The sequence below is a fragment of the Xanthomonas bonasiae genome (assembly GCF_017163705.1).
Taxonomy (GTDB): domain Bacteria; phylum Pseudomonadota; class Gammaproteobacteria; order Xanthomonadales; family Xanthomonadaceae; genus Xanthomonas_A; species Xanthomonas_A bonasiae.
Map to the genome: position 1 here is coordinate 411,253 of NZ_JAFIWB010000001.1, position 17,695 is coordinate 428,947.

Here is a 17,695-nt window from a genome sequence, read left to right on the forward strand (position 1 = left end):
TCCCTACCGCAGGCAACCGGTGAACTGGTTGCCGCTGTAGACAAATATGGTAGCGGGGGCAGGATTTGAACCTGCGACCTTCGGGTTATGAGCCCGACGAGCTGCCAGACTGCTCCACCCCGCAGCAGAAGCGGAATTATGAAGAACCAGCGCGATTATTGCAAGCCCTGATTTTCATCCGACCCGGTGGCGATGCCGCCGGTCTTCGAGCGACATGATAACCGCACGCGACCGATAACGGAATACCGATAGCATCGCTCGATGCACAAACGACAACGCCGCCAAGAAGGCGGCGTTGTCGCAAACAGCTTGAAAACAGCGCTTTGGCGCGCGATCAGGCCAGATGCGCGAACGCGCGCTGGCACCACGCCATCAGCGGGCTCCAGGCCAGGCCCAGCGCCAGCAAGCCGATCGCATTGACGCCGAGCACCACGCCGAGCACGCGGTCGTCGTTGGCCGGCAACGGCTCGCCGACCGGCTCGTCGAAATACATCACCTTGATCACGCGCAGGTAGTAGAACGCGCCGATCACCGCGCACAGCACCGACAGGATGGCCAGGCCGGTCCACCACAGGTTGTCGGTCGGCACCGCGACCACCGCGCCGAGCACCGCCAGCTTGGCCCAGAAGCCCAGGAACGGCGGCACGCCGGCCAGCGAGGCCATGATGCACAGCACCAGCAGCGCCATCCACGGGTTGCGCGCGTTCAGGCCCTTGAAGTCGTCGATGTGCTCGGCCTCGAAGCCCTTGCGCGACATCGCGATGATCGCGCCGAACGAGGCGGTGGACATCACCGCGTAGCAGATCGCATAGAACAGCGCCGCCGCATAGCCGCGCTCGCCGCCGCCGGCCACGCCGAGCAGCAGGAAGCCGATGTGCGAGACGGTCGAATACGCCAGCATGCGCTTGAGGTTGCTCTGCGCCAGCGCCATCAGGTTGCCGACCAGCAGCGACAGCGCCGCCAGGCCGCCGATCACCCAGTGCCACTGCTCGGCCAGCGGGCCGACGCCCACTTCCAGCAGCCGGTAGGCCATGCCGAACGCGGCCAGCTTCGAGGCCGAGCTGATGAACAGCGCGATCGGTGCCGGCGCGCCCTGGTACACGTCGGGCAGCCACATGTGGAACGGCGCGGCGCCGAGCTTGAACGCCACGCCGGCGATCATGAAGATGGTGCCGGTCAGCAGCAGCGTGCGCTCGTGGGTGGAACCGATCGCCTCGTGGATGCCGGTCAGGCTCAGCGTGCCGGTGGCGCCGTAGATCAGCGACATGCCGTACAGCAGCAGGCCCGAGGCCAGCGAGCCGAGCACGATGTACTTCATCGCCGCTTCGGTGGCCATGCCGTTGTCGCGGTTCGACGCGACCAGCGCGTACGAGCACAGCGCCAGCAGTTCCAGGCCCAGGTAGACCATCAGCAGGCTGCCGGCCGAGACCAGGATCATCATGCCGACCGTGGCGAACAGCACCAGCACCGGGATCTCGCCCTGGTACAGCTTGCGCTCGCGCAGGTAGCTCCAGCCGTAGATCAGGGTCAGCGCGCTGAGGCCGACGATCACCGTCTTCATCACGTCGGCGGCGGCGTCGCGCACGAACATGCCGTTGAACACCTCGCCCTGCCCGCCCACGCCGGCGAGCAGCATCGCGAACACCGCGACCAGGATCGCCACCGAGACGATATGGGTCCAGGCCTTGTTGCGCTCGCTGACGAACAGATCGAGCATCAGCAGGGCGAAGGCGCCGCCGGTCAGCACCAGCTCGGGGAGCAGGGGCGGCAGGTCGACGGCGGTCAGGGGCAGTAGCGCAGGGGTGGTCATCATCAAATCTCTGGAATCATTTCGCTCGACGGCCCGATTACAGCTTGCTGGTGGCGATCTGCGCCGCCAGCTTTGCGATCGAGGGTTCCATCAGGTCGGTCAGCGGCTTCGGATACAGGCCCAGGACCAGCACGCCCACCGCAAACACGCCCAGCACCAGCGCCTCGCGGCCGTTGATGTCCTTCAGCTCGGCCACGTGCGCGTTGGCCACTTCGCCGAAGAACACGCGCCGGTACAGCCACAGGGTATAGGCGGCGGTGATCACCAGGGTCGTGCCCGCACCGACGGCCAGCAGCGGATGGGTCTGGAAGCTGGCCATGAGCACCATGAACTCGCCGACGAACCCGCTGGTTCCCGGCAGGCCGGCATTGGCCATGAAGAACAGCATCGAGAACGCGGCGAACCACGGCATCACGTTGGCCACGCCGCCGTAGTCGGCGATGCGGCGGGTATGCATGCGGTCGTAGAGCACGCCGACGCAGGAGAACATCGCGCCGGACACGAAGCCGTGCGAGATCATCTGCACCATCGCGCCCTGCAGGCCCAGGCGCGCCGCATCGGTGCTGCCGAAGCCGACCAGGGCGAAGGCGATGAAGGTGCCGAGGGTGACGAAGCCCATGTGCGCGATCGACGAATACGCGATCAGCTTCTTCATGTCGTCCTGCACCAGCGCGACCAGGCCGACGTAGATCACCGCGATCAGCGACAGTGCGATCACCAGCCAGGCCCACTCGTTGCTGGCGTCGGGCAGGATCGGCAGATTGAAGCGCAGGAAGCCGTAGCCGCCGATCTTCAGCGCGATCGCCGCCAGGATCACCGAACCGGCGGTCGGCGCCTCGACGTGCGCGTCCGGCAGCCAGGTGTGCACCGGGAACATCGGCACCTTGACCGCGAACGCGATCAGGAACGCGAAGAACAACCAGGTCTGTTCCTTGGAGGTCAGCGACAGCTGGTACAGGTCGGCGAGCTGGAAGCTGCCGCCCTTCAGGTACAGGTAGATCAACCCGACCAGCATCAGCACCGAGCCGAGGAAGGTGTACAGGAAGAACTTGACCGCGGCGTAGATGCGGCGCGGGCCGCCCCAGATGCCGATGATCAGGAACATCGGGATCAGCATCGCCTCGAAGAACACATAGAACAGCATCGCGTCGGTAGCGGCGAAGATGCCGACGGTGACGCCTTCCAGGATCAGGAACGCGGCCACGTACTGGTTGACCCGCTTCTCGATCGAGGTCCAGGCGCCGATCAGCGCCAGCACCGTGACCAGCGTGGTCAGCACGATCAGCGCGATCGCGATGCCATCGACGCCGAGGTTGTAGCCGATGTCGTAGGCCGGGATCCACGCATGGGTTTCGACGAACTGCAGCGCGTCGCTGGCGTAGTCGAAACCGGTGAGCAGCGGCAGGCTGAGGGCGAAGGTCAGCAACGCGACCAGCAGCGACGCCCAGCGCGCCGCCTTGGCGTCGCGCAACGCGAGGATCAGCGCGCCGCCGAGGATCGGCAGCCAGATCAGGAGAGTCAGTAGGGGCCAGTTCGACACGTGTTCTTATTCCGTACAGGTCAACGCCAGAAATGCATCAGCACGCCCAACAGGGCAATGAGACCGATGATCATCGCGAAGGCGTAGTGATAGAGGAAACCGGATTGCGTGCGACGCAGCAGGTTGGCCGCCAGGTCGATCACGCGCGCGGTGCCGTTGACCATGACGCCGTCCACGACATGCGTATCCACCGCACGCGACACCTTGCCGAGGCGCAGGCCGCCACCGGCGAAGCCGTCGATCCAGAGCTTGTCCAAACCGTACTTGTTCTCGAGGATCCACACCGGCAGCGAGAACGTCTTGCGCGCCTTCGCCGCCAGCTCGGGCTTCCACAGGTACAGGATCCAGGCCAGGGCGAAGCCGGCCAGGGTCAGGAAGAACGGCGGCTGGGTCAGGCCGTGCAACGCGAACGCGACCGGGCCGTGGAACTCCTCGGCCAGCGCGCCGACGCTGTCGCGCGCCGGGTTGTAGAAGTCGATGATGCCGCTGAAGAAACCGACCGCCTGGCCCTTGATCGCCACCGCGGCATGGTGCCCCGCCCAATCGGTGCCGAACAGCATTGGGCCGATGGTGAAGAAGCCGATCGCGATCGACGGGATCGCCAGCAGCACCAGCGGCACCGTCACCACCCACGGCGACTCGTGCGGCTCGTGCGCGCCATGGTGGCCGTGGTCGTCGTGGGCGTGCTCGTCGTGCGCATGCGTGTCGTGCGCGTCGGCATGCGCGCTGTCGTGGTGCGCGTGCGCGTCGTGCGCATGCGCATCGCGGAAGCGTTCCTTGCCGTGGAAGGTCAGGAACAGCAGGCGGAAGCTGTAGAAGCTGGTGATCAGCACGCCGCCGAGTACCGCCCAGTAGCCGTAGGTCGCGATCCAGTTGTGCGACTCGTGCGCATGGTGCTGCGCCGCCTCGATGATCGTGTCCTTGGAATAGAAGCCGGCGAAGAACGGGGTACCGACCAGGGCCAGGGTGCCGATCACGCTGGTCCAGTAGGTGACCGGCATGTACTTGCGCAGGCCGCCCATCTTGCGCATGTCCTGCTCGTGGTGCATGCCGACGATCACCGAGCCGGCGGCCAGGAACAGCAGCGCCTTGAAGAAGGCGTGGGTCATCAGGTGGAACACCGCCGCCGAGTACGCCGACACGCCCAGCGCCACGGTCATGTAGCCCAGCTGCGACAGCGTCGAGTAGGCGACCACGCGCTTGATGTCGTTCTGCACGATGCCGATCAGGCCGGTGAAGAACGCAGTCGTGGCGCCGATGAACAGCACGAAGTTCAGCGCGGTTTCCGACAGTTCGAACAGCGGCGACATGCGCGCCACCATGAAGATGCCGGCGGTGACCATGGTCGCGGCGTGGATCAGCGCCGAGATCGGGGTCGGGCCTTCCATCGAGTCGGGCAGCCACACGTGCAACGGCACCTGCGCCGACTTGCCCATCGCGCCGATGAACAGGCAGATGCAGATGATCGTCGCCACGTTCCACGGGTGGCCCTGGAACAGCTGCACCTGGGCCAGGCCGCCGGCCGCCTCGCTGCCGAGCACCGCCGTGGCGTTGGCGAACACGCTGGCGTAGTCGAGCGTGCCGAACCACAGCAGCACGCCGGCGATGCCGAGGATGAAGCCGAAGTCGCCGACGCGGTTGACCAGGAACGCCTTCATGTTGGCGAACACCGCGCTCGGCCGCTTGAACCAGAATCCGATCAGCAGGTACGACACCAGGCCCACCGCTTCCCAGCCGAAGAACAGCTGCAGGAAGTTGTTGCTCATCACCAGGCTCAGCATCGAGAAGGTGAACAGCGAGATGTAGCTGAAGAAGCGCTGGTAGCCGGGATCCTCGGCCATGTAGCCGATGGTGTAGATGTGCACCAGCAGCGATACGAAGGTCACCACCACCATCATCATCGCGGTCAGCCGATCGACCATGAAGCCGACGTGGGCCGAGTAGTGGCCGACCTCGAAGAAGGTGTACAGGTTCTGGTTGAACGGCGACGCGCCCTGCCCGACCAGCTGGTACAGGGTCCAGCACGACAGCGCACAGCTGATCGCCACGCCGAGGATGGTGACGGACTGGGCGCCCTTGCGGCCGACCTGGCGACCGAACAGGCCGGCGACGATGCTGCCGACCAGCGGCGCAAGCACCACCGCGATCAGCAGACTCTTGGAGAGAGTGATTTCCATCTACGGGTCAGCCCTTCAGCGAATCGACTTCGGCCACGTTGATCGTGTGGCGGGTACGGAACAGCGTCACCAGGATGGCGAGGCCGATGGCGGCCTCGGCCGCGGCCACGGTCAGGATGAAGAACACGAACAGCTGGCCGGCGGCGTCGCCGAGTTCACGCGAGAACGCGACGAAGTTGATGTTGACCGACAGCAGCATCAGCTCGATCGACATCAGCAGCACGATGACGTTCTTGCGGTTGAGGAAGATGCCGGCCAGGCTGATGCAGAACAGCACCGCGCCGAGCGCCAGCATGTGGCCTAGGGTGATCATGGCTGGCCCTCCTGCGGCGCCGGAGCCGGGGTGTGCAGCGTGGGCGTTTCGGCATCCATCTTGACGATGCGCAAGCGGTCGCCGGCCTTGACCCGCGCCTGCTCACCCGGGTTCTGGGTCTTGATGCCGGTGCGCTTGCGCAGGGTCAGCATCACTGCCGCCACCACCGCCACGGTCAGGATGATCGCGGCGAATTCGAACGGCAGCAGGAACTGGGTGAACAGGGTCTTGGCCAGCCAGGTGATGTTGGAGGTGTCGGCGGCCTGCGCAGCGGCGTTGTCGGCCGGGAACGGGGTGGCGGTGCGCGCCTTGACCCCGATCAGGGTGACCATCTGCACCAGCATCGCCACCGCCACCACCAGCCCGACCGGCAGGTAGCGCACCCAGCCCTGGCGCAGCCGCGCGGTATCGATGTCGAGCATCATCACCACGAACAGGAACAGCACCATCACCGCGCCGACATAGACCAGCACCAGGGTCACGCCGAGGAACTCGGCGCCCACCAGCAGCCACACGCAGGCGATGGAGAAGAAGGTCAGGATCAGGCACAGCACCGCGTACACGGAGTTGCGCACGCTGATCACCGCGCCGGCGGAGACCGCGGCGATGGTGGCGAAGATCCAGAAAGCGATATTTACCCAATCCATTTCGGGACCTCAGCGGAAGGCGGCGTCGGCGGCGCGGCGCTCGGCGATCTCGGCTTCGAGCCGGTCTCCGATCGCCAGCAGCTGCGGCTTGGTGACGATGTTCTCGCCGCGGTTCTCGAAGTGGTACTCGAGCACGTGGGTTTCCACGATCGAGTCCACCGGACAGCTTTCCTCGCAGAAACCGCAGTAGATGCACTTGAACAGGTCGATGTCGTAGCGCGTGGTGCGGCGGGTGCCGTCCTCGCGCTTGGCCGAATCGATGGTGATCGCCAACGCCGGGCACACCGCCTCGCACAGCTTGCAGGCGATGCAGCGTTCCTCGCCGTTGGGATAGCGGCGCAGCGCGTGCAGGCCGCGGAAGCGCACCGACTGCGGGAACTTCTCCATCGGGTACAGCACGGTGTACTTGGGACGGAACGTGTACTTCAGGGTCAGCCACAGGCCGCCGAGCAGCTCGAGCAGCAGCAGGCTCTTGAAGTAATGGGTGACTTTATTCATCGCTTACACGCCCTTGTGGATCACGCCGTAGAACACCATCAATGCCGTCACCGCGATCCACACGATCGTCAGCGGAATGAACACCTTCCAGCCCAGGCGCATGATCTGGTCGTAGCGGTAGCGCGGGAAGCTGGCGCGGAACCAGATGTAGGCGCTGGCGAAGAACAACACCTTCATCAGCAGCCACGGCCAGCCGCCGGTCCAGATCCAGTTGACCCACGGCGAGATGTCCGCCGTGACCCAGCCCTGGATCGGGCTCAGCCAGCCGCCCAGGAAGAAGATCGAGACCAGGAAGCTGACCAGGATCATGTTGGCGTATTCGGCCAGGAAGAACAGCGCGAACGCGCCACCCGAATATTCGACCATGTGCCCGGCGACGATTTCCGACTCGCCCTCGACCACGTCGAACGGCGCGCGGTTGGTCTCGGCCACGCCGGACACCCAGTACACGATGAACAGCGGGAACAGCGGCACCAGGAACCAGTCGAAGAAGCCGGAGTTGCCGGCCTGCGCCGCCACGATCGTGCTCAGGTTGAGGCTGCCGGCGGCGATCATCACCCCGACCAGGGCGAAGCCCATCGCGATCTCGTAGCTGACCACCTGCGCGGCCGAGCGCATCGCGCCCAGGAACGCATACTTGGAGTTGGACGCCCAGCCGGCCAGGATGATGCCGTACACGCCCAGCGAGGTCATCGCCAGCAGGTACAGCAGGCCGGCGTTGGCGTTGGACAGCACCAGCTTGGCGTCGAACGGCACCACCGCCCAGGCCGCGAACGCCGGCGCCAGGGTGATCAGCGGCGCGATCACGAACATCGCCTTGTGCGAGCTGCTGGGCTGGATGATTTCCTTGAACAGCAGCTTGAACACGTCGGCGAAGGCCTGGAAGATGCCCATGCCCACGTACATCGGTCCGTGGCGCACGTGCATCCAGCCGATCAGCTTGCGCTCCCAGACCACGTAGAACGCCACCGAGATGATCACCGGCATGGCGATCAGCAGGATCTTCAGCACGATCCACAGGACCACGCCGATCGCGCCCAGGCCGACGAACCACTGGTGCAGCGGATCGACCACGTTCAACAGCATCTCGTTCATGCAGCCACCACCGTTACCCGGCCGGCACCGATCGGCGCCGTCGCACCATGGCCGGATTCGATCCAGGCCACCCCTGCCGCGACACGCGGATCCAGCACCACCGGCAGCGTCGCGTTGCCGACGGCGTTGCCGACCTTGACCACCTGCCCGGCGGCCACGCCCAGTTGCGCGGCATGCTCGGGATGCAGGCGGATCGCCGGCGCGTCGTTGAGCGGATGCGCCTGCAGCGCGGGCGCACGGCGCACCACCGCATCGGTGCGGTAGATCGCCGGCGTCGCCGCCACTTCGATGCCCTCGCCCGCCGCCGCGCCCTGCGCCGAACCGCGCAGGCTCACGCTGCGCGGCTGCACGCCGGCACGCAGGCCGGCCAGGTCGGTGAAGTCGAAGCCGGCCAGCTGCAGTTCGCCGCCGAGTGCACGCAGCACCCGCCAGCCTTCGCGCGCCTGGTCCGGCAGCTTGCCGGCGGCACGCGCCAGCTGCTCGACGCCGTCCAGGTTGGTCAGCGTCGCATCGATTTCCGGCAGCGCGCCGATCGGCAGGATCACATCGGCGACATCGCGGGTGGAGGCGCAGGCGAACTGGCTGAACGCCACCACCTTGGCCGCACCCAGCGCGGCGCGCGCGGCGCCGGCATCGGCGAAGTCCAGGCCCGGCTCGATGCCGTAGAGCACATAGGCGCTGCGCGGCTCGGCGAACATGCCGGCCACGTCGCGCGCGCTCGGCAGCACGCCCAGCTTGGTCAGGCCCACCGCATTGGCGCCCTGCGGCACGCGGCACAGCGCCGCGCCGGTGGCAGCGGCGAAGTCGCGCGCGGCGGTGCGCAGCGCGGCGGCCTGCGGATGGTTCTCGACCAGCGCGCCGACGATCAGCACCGCACGCCCGTCTGCGCCCTGCACCGCCTCGCGCAGCGCCGCATCGGCGAGCGCGGCGGCGAAACCGGACGGGGCCACGATCTGCTTGCCGGCCTGGTCGAAGGCGAAATCGAAATCGACCGGGTTGATCGAGTACACACGCGCCTGGCGCTGCATCCGCGCCTTGCGGATGCGCGCGTGCAGCAGCGGCAGCTCGTGCCGCAGGTTGCTGCCCAGCACCACGATCACGTCGGCCTGCTCGATCTGCGCCAGCGGCACCGCGAACGGCTCGGCCACGGCGGCATCGGAGAAATCGCGGTTGCCGATGCGGTGGTCCAGGTTGCCGCTGCCCAGGCCATCGGCCAGGCGCGCCAGCAAGGCGCCTTCCTCGTTGGAGGTGGCCGGGTGCGCGAGCACGCCCAGCGCATCGCCGCGGTTGCTGTTCAGGATGTCGGCGGCGGCGGCCAGGCCATCGGCCCAGGACACTTCCTGCCACTGGCCGTCGATCTTGCGCAGCGGCCGGGTGGCGCGGTCGGCCGCGTACAGGCCCTGGTGCGAATAGCGGTCGCGGTCGGACAGCCAGCACTCGTTGACCGCCTCGTTGTCGCGCGGCACGGTGCGCAGCACTTCGCCGCGGCGCACGTGCAGGAACAGGTTGGAACCCATCGCGTCGTGGTAGCCGAGCGATTCGCGCGCGGTCAGTTCCCAGGGACGCGCGCGGAACTGGAACACCTTGTTGGTCAGCGCGCCGACCGGGCACACGTCGATGACGTTACCCGACAGCTCGGTGGTCAGCGGCTTGCCGTCGTAGGTGCCGATCTGCAGGTTCTCGCCGCGGTACATGCCGCCCAGCTCGTAGGTGCCGGCGATGTCCGCGGTGAAGCGCACGCAGCGCGTGCACTGGATGCAGCGGGTCATCTCGGTGGCGACCAGCGGACCGATGTCCTCGTCGGCCACCACGCGCTTGCGCTCGTTGAAGCGGCTGACCGAGCGGCCGTAGCCCAGCGACACGTCCTGCAGCTCGCACTCGCCGCCCTGATCGCAGATCGGGCAATCCAGCGGGTGGTTGATCAGCAGGAATTCCATCACGCTGCGCTGGTACTTGAGCGCCTTCTCGCTGCGCGTGGCGACCTTCATGCCGTCCATCACCGGCGTCGCGCAGGCCGGCGACGGCTTCGGCGACTTCTCCACATCGACCAGGCACATGCGGCAGTTGGCCGCGATCGGCAGCTTCTCGTGGTAGCAGAAGCGCGGGATCGGAATGCCGGCCTTGTCGGCCGCCTGGATGATCATCGAGCCCTTGGGCACGACCAGGGACTGGCCGTCGATCTCGACGGTCACATGTCCCTCCGGCACCACGGCCGGGGTCACGCCAGGATTGTTGGGTTGCGCGCTCATGCGGCGGCTGCCTCCACCTTCTTGCCGTCAACCATCGAATGACCGTTGACGATGTAGTACTCGAATTCGTCCCAGAACTGGCGCAGGAAGCCCTGGATGGGCCATGCCGCCGCTTCACCGAACGCGCAGATGGTGTGGCCTTCGATCTGGCCGGCCACCGTCCTCAACTGGTGCAGGTCTTCCATCGTGGCCTTGCCGGCGACGATGCGCTCGAGCACGCGGTGCATCCAGCCGGTGCCCTCGCGGCACGGGGTGCACTGGCCGCAGGATTCCTTGTGGAAGAACTGCGAGATGCGGCAGGCGAACTTGACGCAGCACACGCTGTCATCGAGCACCACGATGGCGCCCGAGCCCAGGCCGGTGCCCAGCGCGCGCAGGGTGTCGTAGTCCATCTGCAGGCCCTTGAGCTGCTCGGCCTTCAGCACCGGCATCGACACGCCGCCCGGCACCGCGCCCTTCAGCGTGCGGCCCGGCTTGAGGCCGCCGGCCATCTCCAGCAGTTCGTCGAAGGTGGTGCCCAGCGGTACCTCGAAGTTACCGCCCTTCTGCACGCAACCGGAGACCGAGAAGATCTTCGGCCCGCCGTTCTTGGTCTTGCTCAGGCCCAGGAACCATTCCGGGCCGTTGCGGATGATCGCCGGCACCGACGCGTAGGTCTCGGTGTTGTTGATCGTCGACGGCTTGCCGTACAGGCCGAAGTTGGCCGGGAACGGCGGCTTGTAGCGCGGCTGGCCCTTCTTGCCTTCCAGCGACTCCATCAGCGCGGTCTCTTCGCCGCAGATGTAGGCGCCGGCGCCGAGCGCGCCGTAGATGTCGATGTCCACGCCGCTGCCGAGCACGTTCTTGCCCAGCCAGCCGTTGGAATAGGCGTCCGCCAGGGCCTGCTCGAAGTGCTCGAACGGCTCGTGGTGGAACTCGCCGCGCAGGTAGTTGTAGCCGACCGTGCTGCCGGTGGCGTAGCAGGCGATGGCCATGCCCTCCACCACCGAATGCGGGTTGTAGCGCAGGATGTCGCGGTCCTTGCAGGTGCCCGGCTCGGACTCGTCCGAGTTGCACAGGATGTATTTCTGCGGCGCGCCCTTGGGCATGAACGACCACTTCAGGCCGGTCGGGAAGCCGGCGCCGCCGCGGCCGCGCAGGTTCGACTGCTTGACCATCTCGATCACCTGCTCCGGCGCGATCTTCTCTTCGAGGATCTTGCGCAGGGCGGCGTAGCCACCGGTCTTCAGGTAGCTCTCGTACGACCACGGGGTGTCGTAGTGCAGTGTGGTGTACACCACCTGGTGCGGCAGCGGCGCAGGGCCGACCGGACCGGTGGGAGCGTGGGGATGCTGTGCCATTGCCGTTACTCCAACCCGTCCAGCAGCGCGTCGACCTTGTCCTTGGTCAAGTGCTCGTGATAGTGGCCGTTGATCACCATCATCGGCGCGCCGGCGCAGCCGGCAAGGCATTCTTCTTCGCGCTTGAGGTAGACGCGGCCATCGGCGGTGGACTGGCCCAGCTTGCAGCCGAGCTTCTTCTCCGCATGCGCGACCAGGTCCTCGGCGCCGTTGAGCCAGCAGCTGATGTTGGTGCAGAAGGCGACGTTGTTGCGGCCGACCTTCTCGGTCTCGAACATCGAGTAGAAGCTGGCGACCTCGTAGGCCCACACCGGCGGCAGCTCCAGGTACTTGGCCACGCCGACGATCAGCTCGTCGGTCAGCCAGCCCTGGTTCTGCTCCTGCGCGGCGTGCAGGCCCTGCAGCACCGCCGAACGCTTGCGGTCCGGCGGGAACTTGGCCAGCCAGTGATCGATGTGCGCGCGCGTCTTGTCGCTCAGCACCAGCATCGGATCGACGTCGCGCGCCGCTTCGAAATTACCTGTCGCCTTCATCGGTCGACCTCACCAAACACCAGATCATAGGTACCAATCATCGCCACCACGTCGGCCAGCATGTGCCCGCGCACGATCGCGTCCATCGAGGACAGATGGGCGAAGCCCGGCGCACGCAGGTGCACGCGGAACGGCTTGTTGGCGCCGTCGGACGCCAGGTAGCAGCCGAACTCGCCCTTCGGCGCCTCGACCGCGCAATAGGTCTCGCCGGCCGGCACGCAATAGCCTTCGCTGAACAGCTTGAAGTGATGGATCAAGGCTTCCATGTCGTCCTTCATTTCCGCCCGCTTGGGCGGGGCGACCTTGAAGTTCTCGACCATCACCGGGCCCGGATTGGCCTTCAGCCACTTCACGCACTGCTGGATGATGCGGTTGGATTCGCGCATCTCGGCCACGCGCACCAGGTAGCGGTCGTAGCAGTCGCCGTTGGTGCCGACCGGGATGTCGAAATCCACCGCGTCGTACTTGGCGTAGGGCTGCTTCTTGCGCAGGTCCCACTCGATGCCCGAGCCGCGCAGCATCACCCCGGTCATGCTCCAGCCGTAGGCCTGCTCCGGCGTGACCACGCCGATGCCGACGGTGCGCTGCTTCCAGATGCGGTTGTCGGTGAGCAGGGTCTCGTATTCGTCGACCCGGCCCGGGAAGGTGTTGGTGAAGTCTTCCAGGAAGTCGAGCAGCGAGCCTTCGCGCGCGGCGTTGAGCCGCTTCAGCGCATTGCCCTTGTGCCAGCGCGATTCCTTGTACTTGGGCATGCGGTCCGGCAGGTCGCGATACACGCCGCCGGGCCGGTAGTAGGTCGCGTGCATGCGCGCGCCCGACACCGCCTCATAGCAGTCCATCAGCTCTTCGCGCTCGCGGAACGCGTACAGCATCACCGCCATCGCGCCCAGGTCCAGGCCGTTGGAGCCGACCCACATCAGGTGGTTCAGGATGCGGGTGATCTCGTCGAACATGGTGCGGATGTACTGCGCGCGCTCCGGCGCCTCGATCCCCATCAGGGTCTCGATCGCGCGCACATAGGCGTGTTCGTTGCACATCATCGACACGTAGTCGAGGCGGTCCATGTAGCCGATCGACTGGTTGAACGGCTTGGATTCGGCCAGCTTCTCGGTGCCACGGTGCAGCAGGCCGATATGCGGATCGGCGCGGACCACGGTCTCGCCGTCCATTTCCAGGATCAGGCGCAGCACACCATGCGCGGCCGGATGCTGCGGGCCGAAGTTCATGGTGTAGTTGCGGATCTCCTGCCTGGCTTCGGCGGGATTGCTGGCGAAGGCGTCGTGCGCCTGGTGGTACTCGCTCACTTGGCGGGCTCCTTGAATGCTTCGCCCGCGGCGGTCTGGTAGCGCGCATCGTCGCGGATCACGCGCGGCACGCCGACGCGCGGCTCGACCGAGGTCACCGGCTCGTAGACCACGCGCTGTTTCTCTTCGTCGTAGCGCACTTCGACGTTGCCGATCAGCGGGAAATCCTTGCGGAACGGATGGCCGACGAAACCGTAGTCGGTGAGGATGCGGCGCAGGTCCGGGTGGCCGGCGAAGACCACGCCGAACAGGTCGAACGCCTCGCGCTCGAACCAGTTCGCGCCCGGCCAGATGTCGGTGACCGAGGCCACCACCGGCAGGTCTTCGTTCGGCGCATAGCAGCGCACGCGCAGGCGCTGGTTGTGTCGATAGGAGATCAGCTGCGCGAGCACCGCATAACGCTGCTGCGGCACCGGCAGCGGCTGGATGTCGCCGGCGGTCTCGCCGCTGGGGAACTCGCCCCAGGCGAAACGGCCCATGCCCTTGCCTTCGACGCCGCGGCTGAAGCCCTGCGACGACACGTCGGCGGTATCCCACTCGTCGCTGCCGTAGCCCAGGTAGTCCACGCCGCACAGGTCGGACAACTGTTCGAAACCGAACTCGTCGCGCAGCGCCAGGCAGGTGGCGTGCCAGGCGTCGGCCGGCACTTCCAGGGTGACTTCGCCACGCGGGAGGACCACGAACACCTGGCTGCCGGGGAAACGGGCGCCGAGTCGGTCGCTAAAGGAAGATGCTTGCTCTGCCATGGGGGCTTGGCGTGCTCTTAAGAAGTAAGAGGAATCAGCGCGCGATGGTCTGGGTTCGCCAGATCTTCTTCTGCAGCTGCAAGATGCCGTAGACCAGCGCTTCGGCGGTCGGCGGGCAGCCCGGGACGTAGATGTCCACCGGCACGATGCGGTCGCAACCGCGCACCACCGAATACGAATAGTGGTAGTAGCCGCCGCCGTTGGCGCAGCTGCCCATCGAGATCACCCACTTCGGGTCCGGCATCTGGTCGTAGACCTTGCGCAGCGCCGGAGCCATCTTGTTGACCAGGGTGCCGGCGACGATCATCACGTCGGACTGGCGCGGCGACGGGCGGAACACCACGCCGTAGCGGTCCAGGTCCAGGCGCGCGGCGCCGGCGTGCATCATCTCCACCGCGCAGCAGGCCAGGCCGAAGGTCATCGGCCACATCGAGCCGGTGCGCGCCCAGTTCAGCAGCGCATCGACGCTGGTGGTCACGTAGCCCTTCTCGAGCAACGGGTTCTCGCCTTCGGGACGCAGGATGTCGTCCACCCGCCCTTCCGGGATCGGGTTGGTCATCAGGCGATCCAGGGTCTGAATCACTCCCATTCCAGCGCTCCCTTCTTCCACACGTAGATAAAACCGAGGAACAGCATGCCGACGAACAGGCCCATGGTGACCAGGGAGCGAGCGCCCAGGTCCATGAACACCTGCGTCCACGGCACGATGAAGATGATTTCCAGATCGAAGACGATGAACTGGATCGCGATCAGGTAGTAGCGCACGTCGAACTTCATGCGCGCGTCCTCGAAGGCCTCGAAGCCGCACTCGTAGGGCGAGAGCTTCTTCGCGTCGGGACGCCGGGGACCGAGGAACCGCCCCACCAGCATCAGCGCGACGCCGATTCCGGTGGCCACGATCAGAAACAGTAGGGTGGGCAAATATTCGGCCAGCACTCGCAATTCTCTCTTGCCTGTGCCCGCGCGCGTGCCGCGCAGGCATGGGATAGACGATCTTCCGGCAAGAACATGACGTTCCTGCCCAGAAACCGTAGCCAAACAATGGTGCCCAAGAGGGGACTCGAACCCCTACGACCTAAGTCGCTACCACCTCAAGGTAGTGCGTCTACCAATTCCGCCACCTGGGCTTGCGTATCGCGCGCAGCATCCCGCCGCGCAACATATTGTAACCGTCTTCAGTCTTTCTGCGATGGGGCAGGCGACTTTTGTTGTGCATTTTCCGGCGCCTGCTGCGCGGGCACCGCAGCGGCAGGTGCGGCGGCGGCCGGCGCGGTCGAGGCCGGGGCCTGCGGGATCTGCAGCTCGCCGGCCGGTGCCGCCGGCGACGGGGTCGCGGCCTGCGACATCACGCCGAGGTTGGCCTCCGCGGCCGGGCGCGCGCTGTGGCCGGCATACCAGGCCATGAACAGGCTGATGCCGAAGAACACCACCGCCAGCCACTTGGTCGACTTGGACAGGAAGTTGGACGCGCCGCGCGATCCGAACACGGTGCCGGACGCACCCGCGCCGAAGCCCGACCCCGCCGCCGCGCCGGAACCGCGCTGCATCAGGATGAGCGCGATCATCGCGATCGCCACCAGCACGTAGACCACATTGAGGATGACCATCAGCATTTCGAAATCCGTCCGGACAGTTGCGACTTGAGTAGCGAGCGGCCGCCAGCACGGCGACCGTTCGGTTAACGGGCGGCCGCCGCTCGCGCGATGGCCAGGAAATCCTGGGCGACCAGCGAAGCGCCGCCGACCAGCCCGCCATCGACGTCCGGCTGCGCGAACAGCTCGGCGGCGTTGTCGGGCTTGACGCTGCCCCCATACAGGAGCGGCAGCGAATCAGCGATTCTAGCATCGTGGGCGGCGACTTCGCCACGGATGAAGGCGTGTACCGCCTGCGCCTGGGCCGGGCTGGCGGTGCGCCCGGTGCCGATCGCCCACACCGGCTCGTAGGCGACCACGGCCTGGGCGAAGCCCTGCGCGCCGACCAGCGCCAGCACCGGCGCCAGCTGCGCGGCGATGACCGATTCAGTCTGGCCGGCCTCGCGCTGCTCCAGGGTCTCGCCCACGCACAGGATCGGGATCAGCCCGGCATGCAGCGCCGCGGCGAACTTGCGCGCGACCAGCTCGCTGTTCTCGTGATGGTACTGGCGCCGCTCCGAATGTCCGACCAGGCCGTACTCGGCCCCGACATCGACCAGCATCGCCGCCGACACCTCGCCGGTGTAGGCGCCCTTCTCGTTGCTGCTCACGTCCTGCGCGCCGAAGCGCAACGCATGGTCCTCGAAATCCTCGATCAGGTCGCCCAGGTAAGGCAGCGGCGGCAGGATCACCACCTCCACGCCGTCGGCGGGCAGGCCTGTGGCCACCTCATGCACCAGCGCGGTGGCGAAATGGCGGTTGCCGTGCAGCTTCCAGTTTCCGGCTACGATCTTGCGTCGCATCGGCGCGTTCTCCCGCGAAAAAGTGCCGAAAGGATAGCCGATGCGCGGTGAGGCCCGGCACCGCCGCCGCGCTTCGCCGCGTCCGCTGCCGCCCTGCCCCATCCTCTGCCGCCTCTGCGAGACCGCCATGCCCCAGCCTTCCGGCCATGCCCTGATCACCGGCGCCTCCAGCGGCATCGGCCGCGAGATCGCCCGCGAATACGCGCGCCGCGGCGTGCCGTTGATCCTCAGCGCGCGGCGCGAGGCGCTGCTGCAGGCGCTGGCCGAAGAATTGCGCGCGCAGGTGCCGGTGCAGATCGTGGTCGCCGACCTGGCCGACCCGGCGGCACCGGCCGCGCTGGTGGCCGAACTGGAACGGCGCGGCCTGACGGTGCGGATCCTGGTCAACAACGCCGGCTACGGCGTGCCGGGACGCTTTCCCGACAGCGACTGGGCCACCCACGCCGCGTTCCTGCAGGTGATGGTCGGCGCGGTCTGCGAGCTGACCTGGCGCCTGCTGCCAGCGCTGCGCGCCAGCGGCCACGGCCGCATCCTCAACGTCGCCTCGTTCGCCGCGCTGGTGCCCGGTGCCGACGGGCAGACCCTGTATGCGGCGGCGAAGAGCTTCATGCTGCGCTTCAGCGAATCGCTGGCGCTGGAAAATGCCGACCGCGGCGTCAACGTCTGCGCGCTGTGCCCGGGTTTCACCTGGTCCGAATTCCACGACGTGACCGGCACCCGCGAACAGATGGACAAGCTGCCGCGCTGGGCCTGGCTGCAGACCGCCGCGGTCGCGCGCGCCGGCATCGACGGCGCCGAGCGCGGCCACGTGCGGGTGGTGCCGGGCGCGTTCTACCGCGCGCTGCTGGGCCTGGTCGCATTGCTGCCGAACGCGCTGCTGCTGAAAGCGATGCGGCGCGGCTCGCAGCGGATCAGGCCGTTGTGAGGCCGGGATTGGGGATTCGGGATTGGGGATTCGCAAAGCCGGGGCGTGCACCGCGGACGCAAACGCCAGCGCGGGAATCCGCTC

General features: G+C 66.8%; 17 protein-coding genes and 2 tRNA genes. 1 reads left to right on the forward strand and 18 read right to left on the reverse strand.

The window, feature by feature from the left end; translation table 11 throughout:
• Positions 1 to 47: 47 nt before the first annotated feature.
• The 18 genes from JR064_RS01670 to tpiA form a co-directional block, all read right to left on the reverse strand.
• A tRNA-Met gene (locus tag JR064_RS01670) sits at positions 48 to 124 on the reverse strand.
• A gap of 210 nt (positions 125 to 334) precedes the next feature.
• The gene (gene nuoN / locus JR064_RS01675; RefSeq protein WP_191824842.1) at positions 335 to 1,810 is read right to left on the reverse strand and encodes an NADH-quinone oxidoreductase subunit NuoN; all 1,476 of its coding nucleotides are present in this window, start codon (positions 1,808 to 1,810) and stop codon (positions 335 to 337) included.
• 37 nt (positions 1,811 to 1,847) lie between these two features.
• Positions 1,848 to 3,350 (reverse strand): NADH-quinone oxidoreductase subunit M, encoded by a 1,503-nt coding sequence (locus JR064_RS01680; RefSeq protein WP_179563854.1) that lies wholly within the window; start codon positions 3,348 to 3,350, stop codon positions 1,848 to 1,850.
• A gap of 20 nt (positions 3,351 to 3,370) precedes the next feature.
• Positions 3,371 to 5,527 (reverse strand): NADH-quinone oxidoreductase subunit L, encoded by a 2,157-nt coding sequence (gene nuoL / locus JR064_RS01685; RefSeq protein WP_206228587.1) that lies wholly within the window; start codon positions 5,525 to 5,527, stop codon positions 3,371 to 3,373.
• Positions 5,528 to 5,534: 7 nt separating this feature from the next.
• Complete coding sequence (nuoK, locus tag JR064_RS01690; RefSeq protein WP_179563852.1) at positions 5,535 to 5,840, reverse strand: NADH-quinone oxidoreductase subunit NuoK; 306 nt, start codon at positions 5,838 to 5,840, stop codon at positions 5,535 to 5,537.
• Positions 5,837 to 6,487, reverse strand: coding sequence for an NADH-quinone oxidoreductase subunit J (locus JR064_RS01695; RefSeq protein ID WP_179563851.1), 651 nt, complete (start codon positions 6,485 to 6,487; stop codon positions 5,837 to 5,839). The genes nuoK and JR064_RS01695 overlap by 4 nt, the downstream gene beginning before the upstream one ends.
• Positions 6,488 to 6,496: 9 nt before the next feature.
• A complete protein-coding gene (gene nuoI / locus JR064_RS01700) occupies positions 6,497 to 6,985 on the reverse strand; it encodes an NADH-quinone oxidoreductase subunit NuoI (protein WP_003467418.1) in 489 nt (162 codons plus the stop codon).
• A gap of 3 nt (positions 6,986 to 6,988) precedes the next feature.
• Positions 6,989 to 8,080: an NADH-quinone oxidoreductase subunit NuoH gene (nuoH, locus tag JR064_RS01705; RefSeq protein WP_179563850.1), complete on the reverse strand. Its 1,092-nt coding sequence runs from the start codon at positions 8,078 to 8,080 to the stop codon at positions 6,989 to 6,991.
• The gene (gene nuoG / locus JR064_RS01710; RefSeq protein WP_206228588.1) at positions 8,077 to 10,329 is read right to left on the reverse strand and encodes an NADH-quinone oxidoreductase subunit NuoG; all 2,253 of its coding nucleotides are present in this window, start codon (positions 10,327 to 10,329) and stop codon (positions 8,077 to 8,079) included. Before nuoG ends, nuoH begins: the two co-directional genes overlap by 4 nt.
• Positions 10,326 to 11,669 carry an NADH-quinone oxidoreductase subunit NuoF gene (gene nuoF, locus JR064_RS01715; protein WP_145700758.1) on the reverse strand — a complete coding sequence of 448 codons (1,344 nt, stop codon included), beginning with the start codon at positions 11,667 to 11,669 and terminating at the stop codon, positions 10,326 to 10,328. Before nuoF ends, nuoG begins: the two co-directional genes overlap by 4 nt.
• Positions 11,670 to 11,674: 5 nt before the next feature.
• On the reverse strand, positions 11,675 to 12,202 hold the full coding sequence (gene nuoE, locus JR064_RS01720) for an NADH-quinone oxidoreductase subunit NuoE (RefSeq protein WP_179563848.1): 528 nt from the start codon (positions 12,200 to 12,202) through the stop codon (positions 11,675 to 11,677).
• Complete coding sequence (locus tag JR064_RS01725; protein WP_145700762.1) at positions 12,199 to 13,506, reverse strand: NADH-quinone oxidoreductase subunit D; 1,308 nt, start codon at positions 13,504 to 13,506, stop codon at positions 12,199 to 12,201. The genes nuoE and JR064_RS01725 overlap by 4 nt, the downstream gene beginning before the upstream one ends.
• A complete protein-coding gene (locus JR064_RS01730; protein ID WP_179563847.1) occupies positions 13,503 to 14,252 on the reverse strand; it encodes an NADH-quinone oxidoreductase subunit C in 750 nt (249 codons plus the stop codon). Before JR064_RS01730 ends, JR064_RS01725 begins: the two co-directional genes overlap by 4 nt.
• 34 nt (positions 14,253 to 14,286) lie before the next feature.
• Positions 14,287 to 14,841, reverse strand: coding sequence for a NuoB/complex I 20 kDa subunit family protein (locus JR064_RS01735; protein ID WP_003467428.1), 555 nt, complete (start codon positions 14,839 to 14,841; stop codon positions 14,287 to 14,289).
• Positions 14,832 to 15,188: an NADH-quinone oxidoreductase subunit A gene (locus JR064_RS01740; RefSeq protein WP_179563846.1), complete on the reverse strand. Its 357-nt coding sequence runs from the start codon at positions 15,186 to 15,188 to the stop codon at positions 14,832 to 14,834. The genes JR064_RS01735 and JR064_RS01740 overlap by 10 nt, the downstream gene beginning before the upstream one ends.
• A 106-nt stretch (positions 15,189 to 15,294) precedes the next feature.
• A tRNA-Leu gene (locus tag JR064_RS01745) sits at positions 15,295 to 15,379 on the reverse strand.
• A gap of 48 nt (positions 15,380 to 15,427) precedes the next feature.
• Positions 15,428 to 15,865: a preprotein translocase subunit SecG gene (secG, locus tag JR064_RS01750; RefSeq protein ID WP_179563845.1), complete on the reverse strand. Its 438-nt coding sequence runs from the start codon at positions 15,863 to 15,865 to the stop codon at positions 15,428 to 15,430.
• A 65-nt stretch (positions 15,866 to 15,930) separates the two neighbouring features.
• A complete protein-coding gene (tpiA, locus tag JR064_RS01755; RefSeq protein WP_206228589.1) occupies positions 15,931 to 16,686 on the reverse strand; it encodes a triose-phosphate isomerase in 756 nt (251 codons plus the stop codon).
• A 127-nt stretch (positions 16,687 to 16,813) separates the two neighbouring features.
• On the opposite strand from tpiA, the gene JR064_RS01760 reads away from it, so the two are divergent.
• Positions 16,814 to 17,611: an SDR family NAD(P)-dependent oxidoreductase gene (locus JR064_RS01760; RefSeq protein WP_191824713.1), complete on the forward strand. Its 798-nt coding sequence runs from the start codon at positions 16,814 to 16,816 to the stop codon at positions 17,609 to 17,611.
• The last annotated feature ends 84 nt before the right edge of the window (positions 17,612 to 17,695 follow it).

What these genes read in the sequence shown, in the direction of transcription:
- JR064_RS01760 (WP_191824713.1), top strand. Translation starts at nt 16,814, where the DNA reads ATGCCCCAGCCTTCCGGCCATGCCCTGATCACCGGCGCCTCCAGCGGC.
- nuoK (WP_179563852.1), bottom strand. Translation starts at nt 5,840, where the DNA reads ATGATCACCCTAGGCCACATGCTGGCGCTCGGCGCGGTGCTGTTCTGC.
- nuoN (WP_191824842.1), bottom strand. Translation starts at nt 1,810, where the DNA reads ATGACCACCCCTGCGCTACTGCCCCTGACCGCCGTCGACCTGCCGCCC.
- nuoI (WP_003467418.1), bottom strand. Translation starts at nt 6,985, where the DNA reads ATGAATAAAGTCACCCATTACTTCAAGAGCCTGCTGCTGCTCGAGCTG.
- tpiA (WP_206228589.1), bottom strand. Translation starts at nt 16,686, where the DNA reads ATGCGACGCAAGATCGTAGCCGGAAACTGGAAGCTGCACGGCAACCGC.
- JR064_RS01695 (WP_179563851.1), bottom strand. Translation starts at nt 6,487, where the DNA reads ATGGATTGGGTAAATATCGCTTTCTGGATCTTCGCCACCATCGCCGCG.
- nuoF (WP_145700758.1), bottom strand. Translation starts at nt 11,669, where the DNA reads ATGGCACAGCATCCCCACGCTCCCACCGGTCCGGTCGGCCCTGCGCCG.
- nuoE (WP_179563848.1), bottom strand. Translation starts at nt 12,202, where the DNA reads ATGAAGGCGACAGGTAATTTCGAAGCGGCGCGCGACGTCGATCCGATG.
- nuoG (WP_206228588.1), bottom strand. Translation starts at nt 10,329, where the DNA reads ATGAGCGCGCAACCCAACAATCCTGGCGTGACCCCGGCCGTGGTGCCG.
- nuoH (WP_179563850.1), bottom strand. Translation starts at nt 8,080, where the DNA reads ATGAACGAGATGCTGTTGAACGTGGTCGATCCGCTGCACCAGTGGTTC.
- JR064_RS01735 (WP_003467428.1), bottom strand. Translation starts at nt 14,841, where the DNA reads ATGGGAGTGATTCAGACCCTGGATCGCCTGATGACCAACCCGATCCCG.
- secG (WP_179563845.1), bottom strand. Translation starts at nt 15,865, where the DNA reads ATGCTGATGGTCATCCTCAATGTGGTCTACGTGCTGGTGGCGATCGCG.
- nuoL (WP_206228587.1), bottom strand. Translation starts at nt 5,527, where the DNA reads ATGGAAATCACTCTCTCCAAGAGTCTGCTGATCGCGGTGGTGCTTGCG.
- JR064_RS01730 (WP_179563847.1), bottom strand. Translation starts at nt 14,252, where the DNA reads ATGGCAGAGCAAGCATCTTCCTTTAGCGACCGACTCGGCGCCCGTTTC.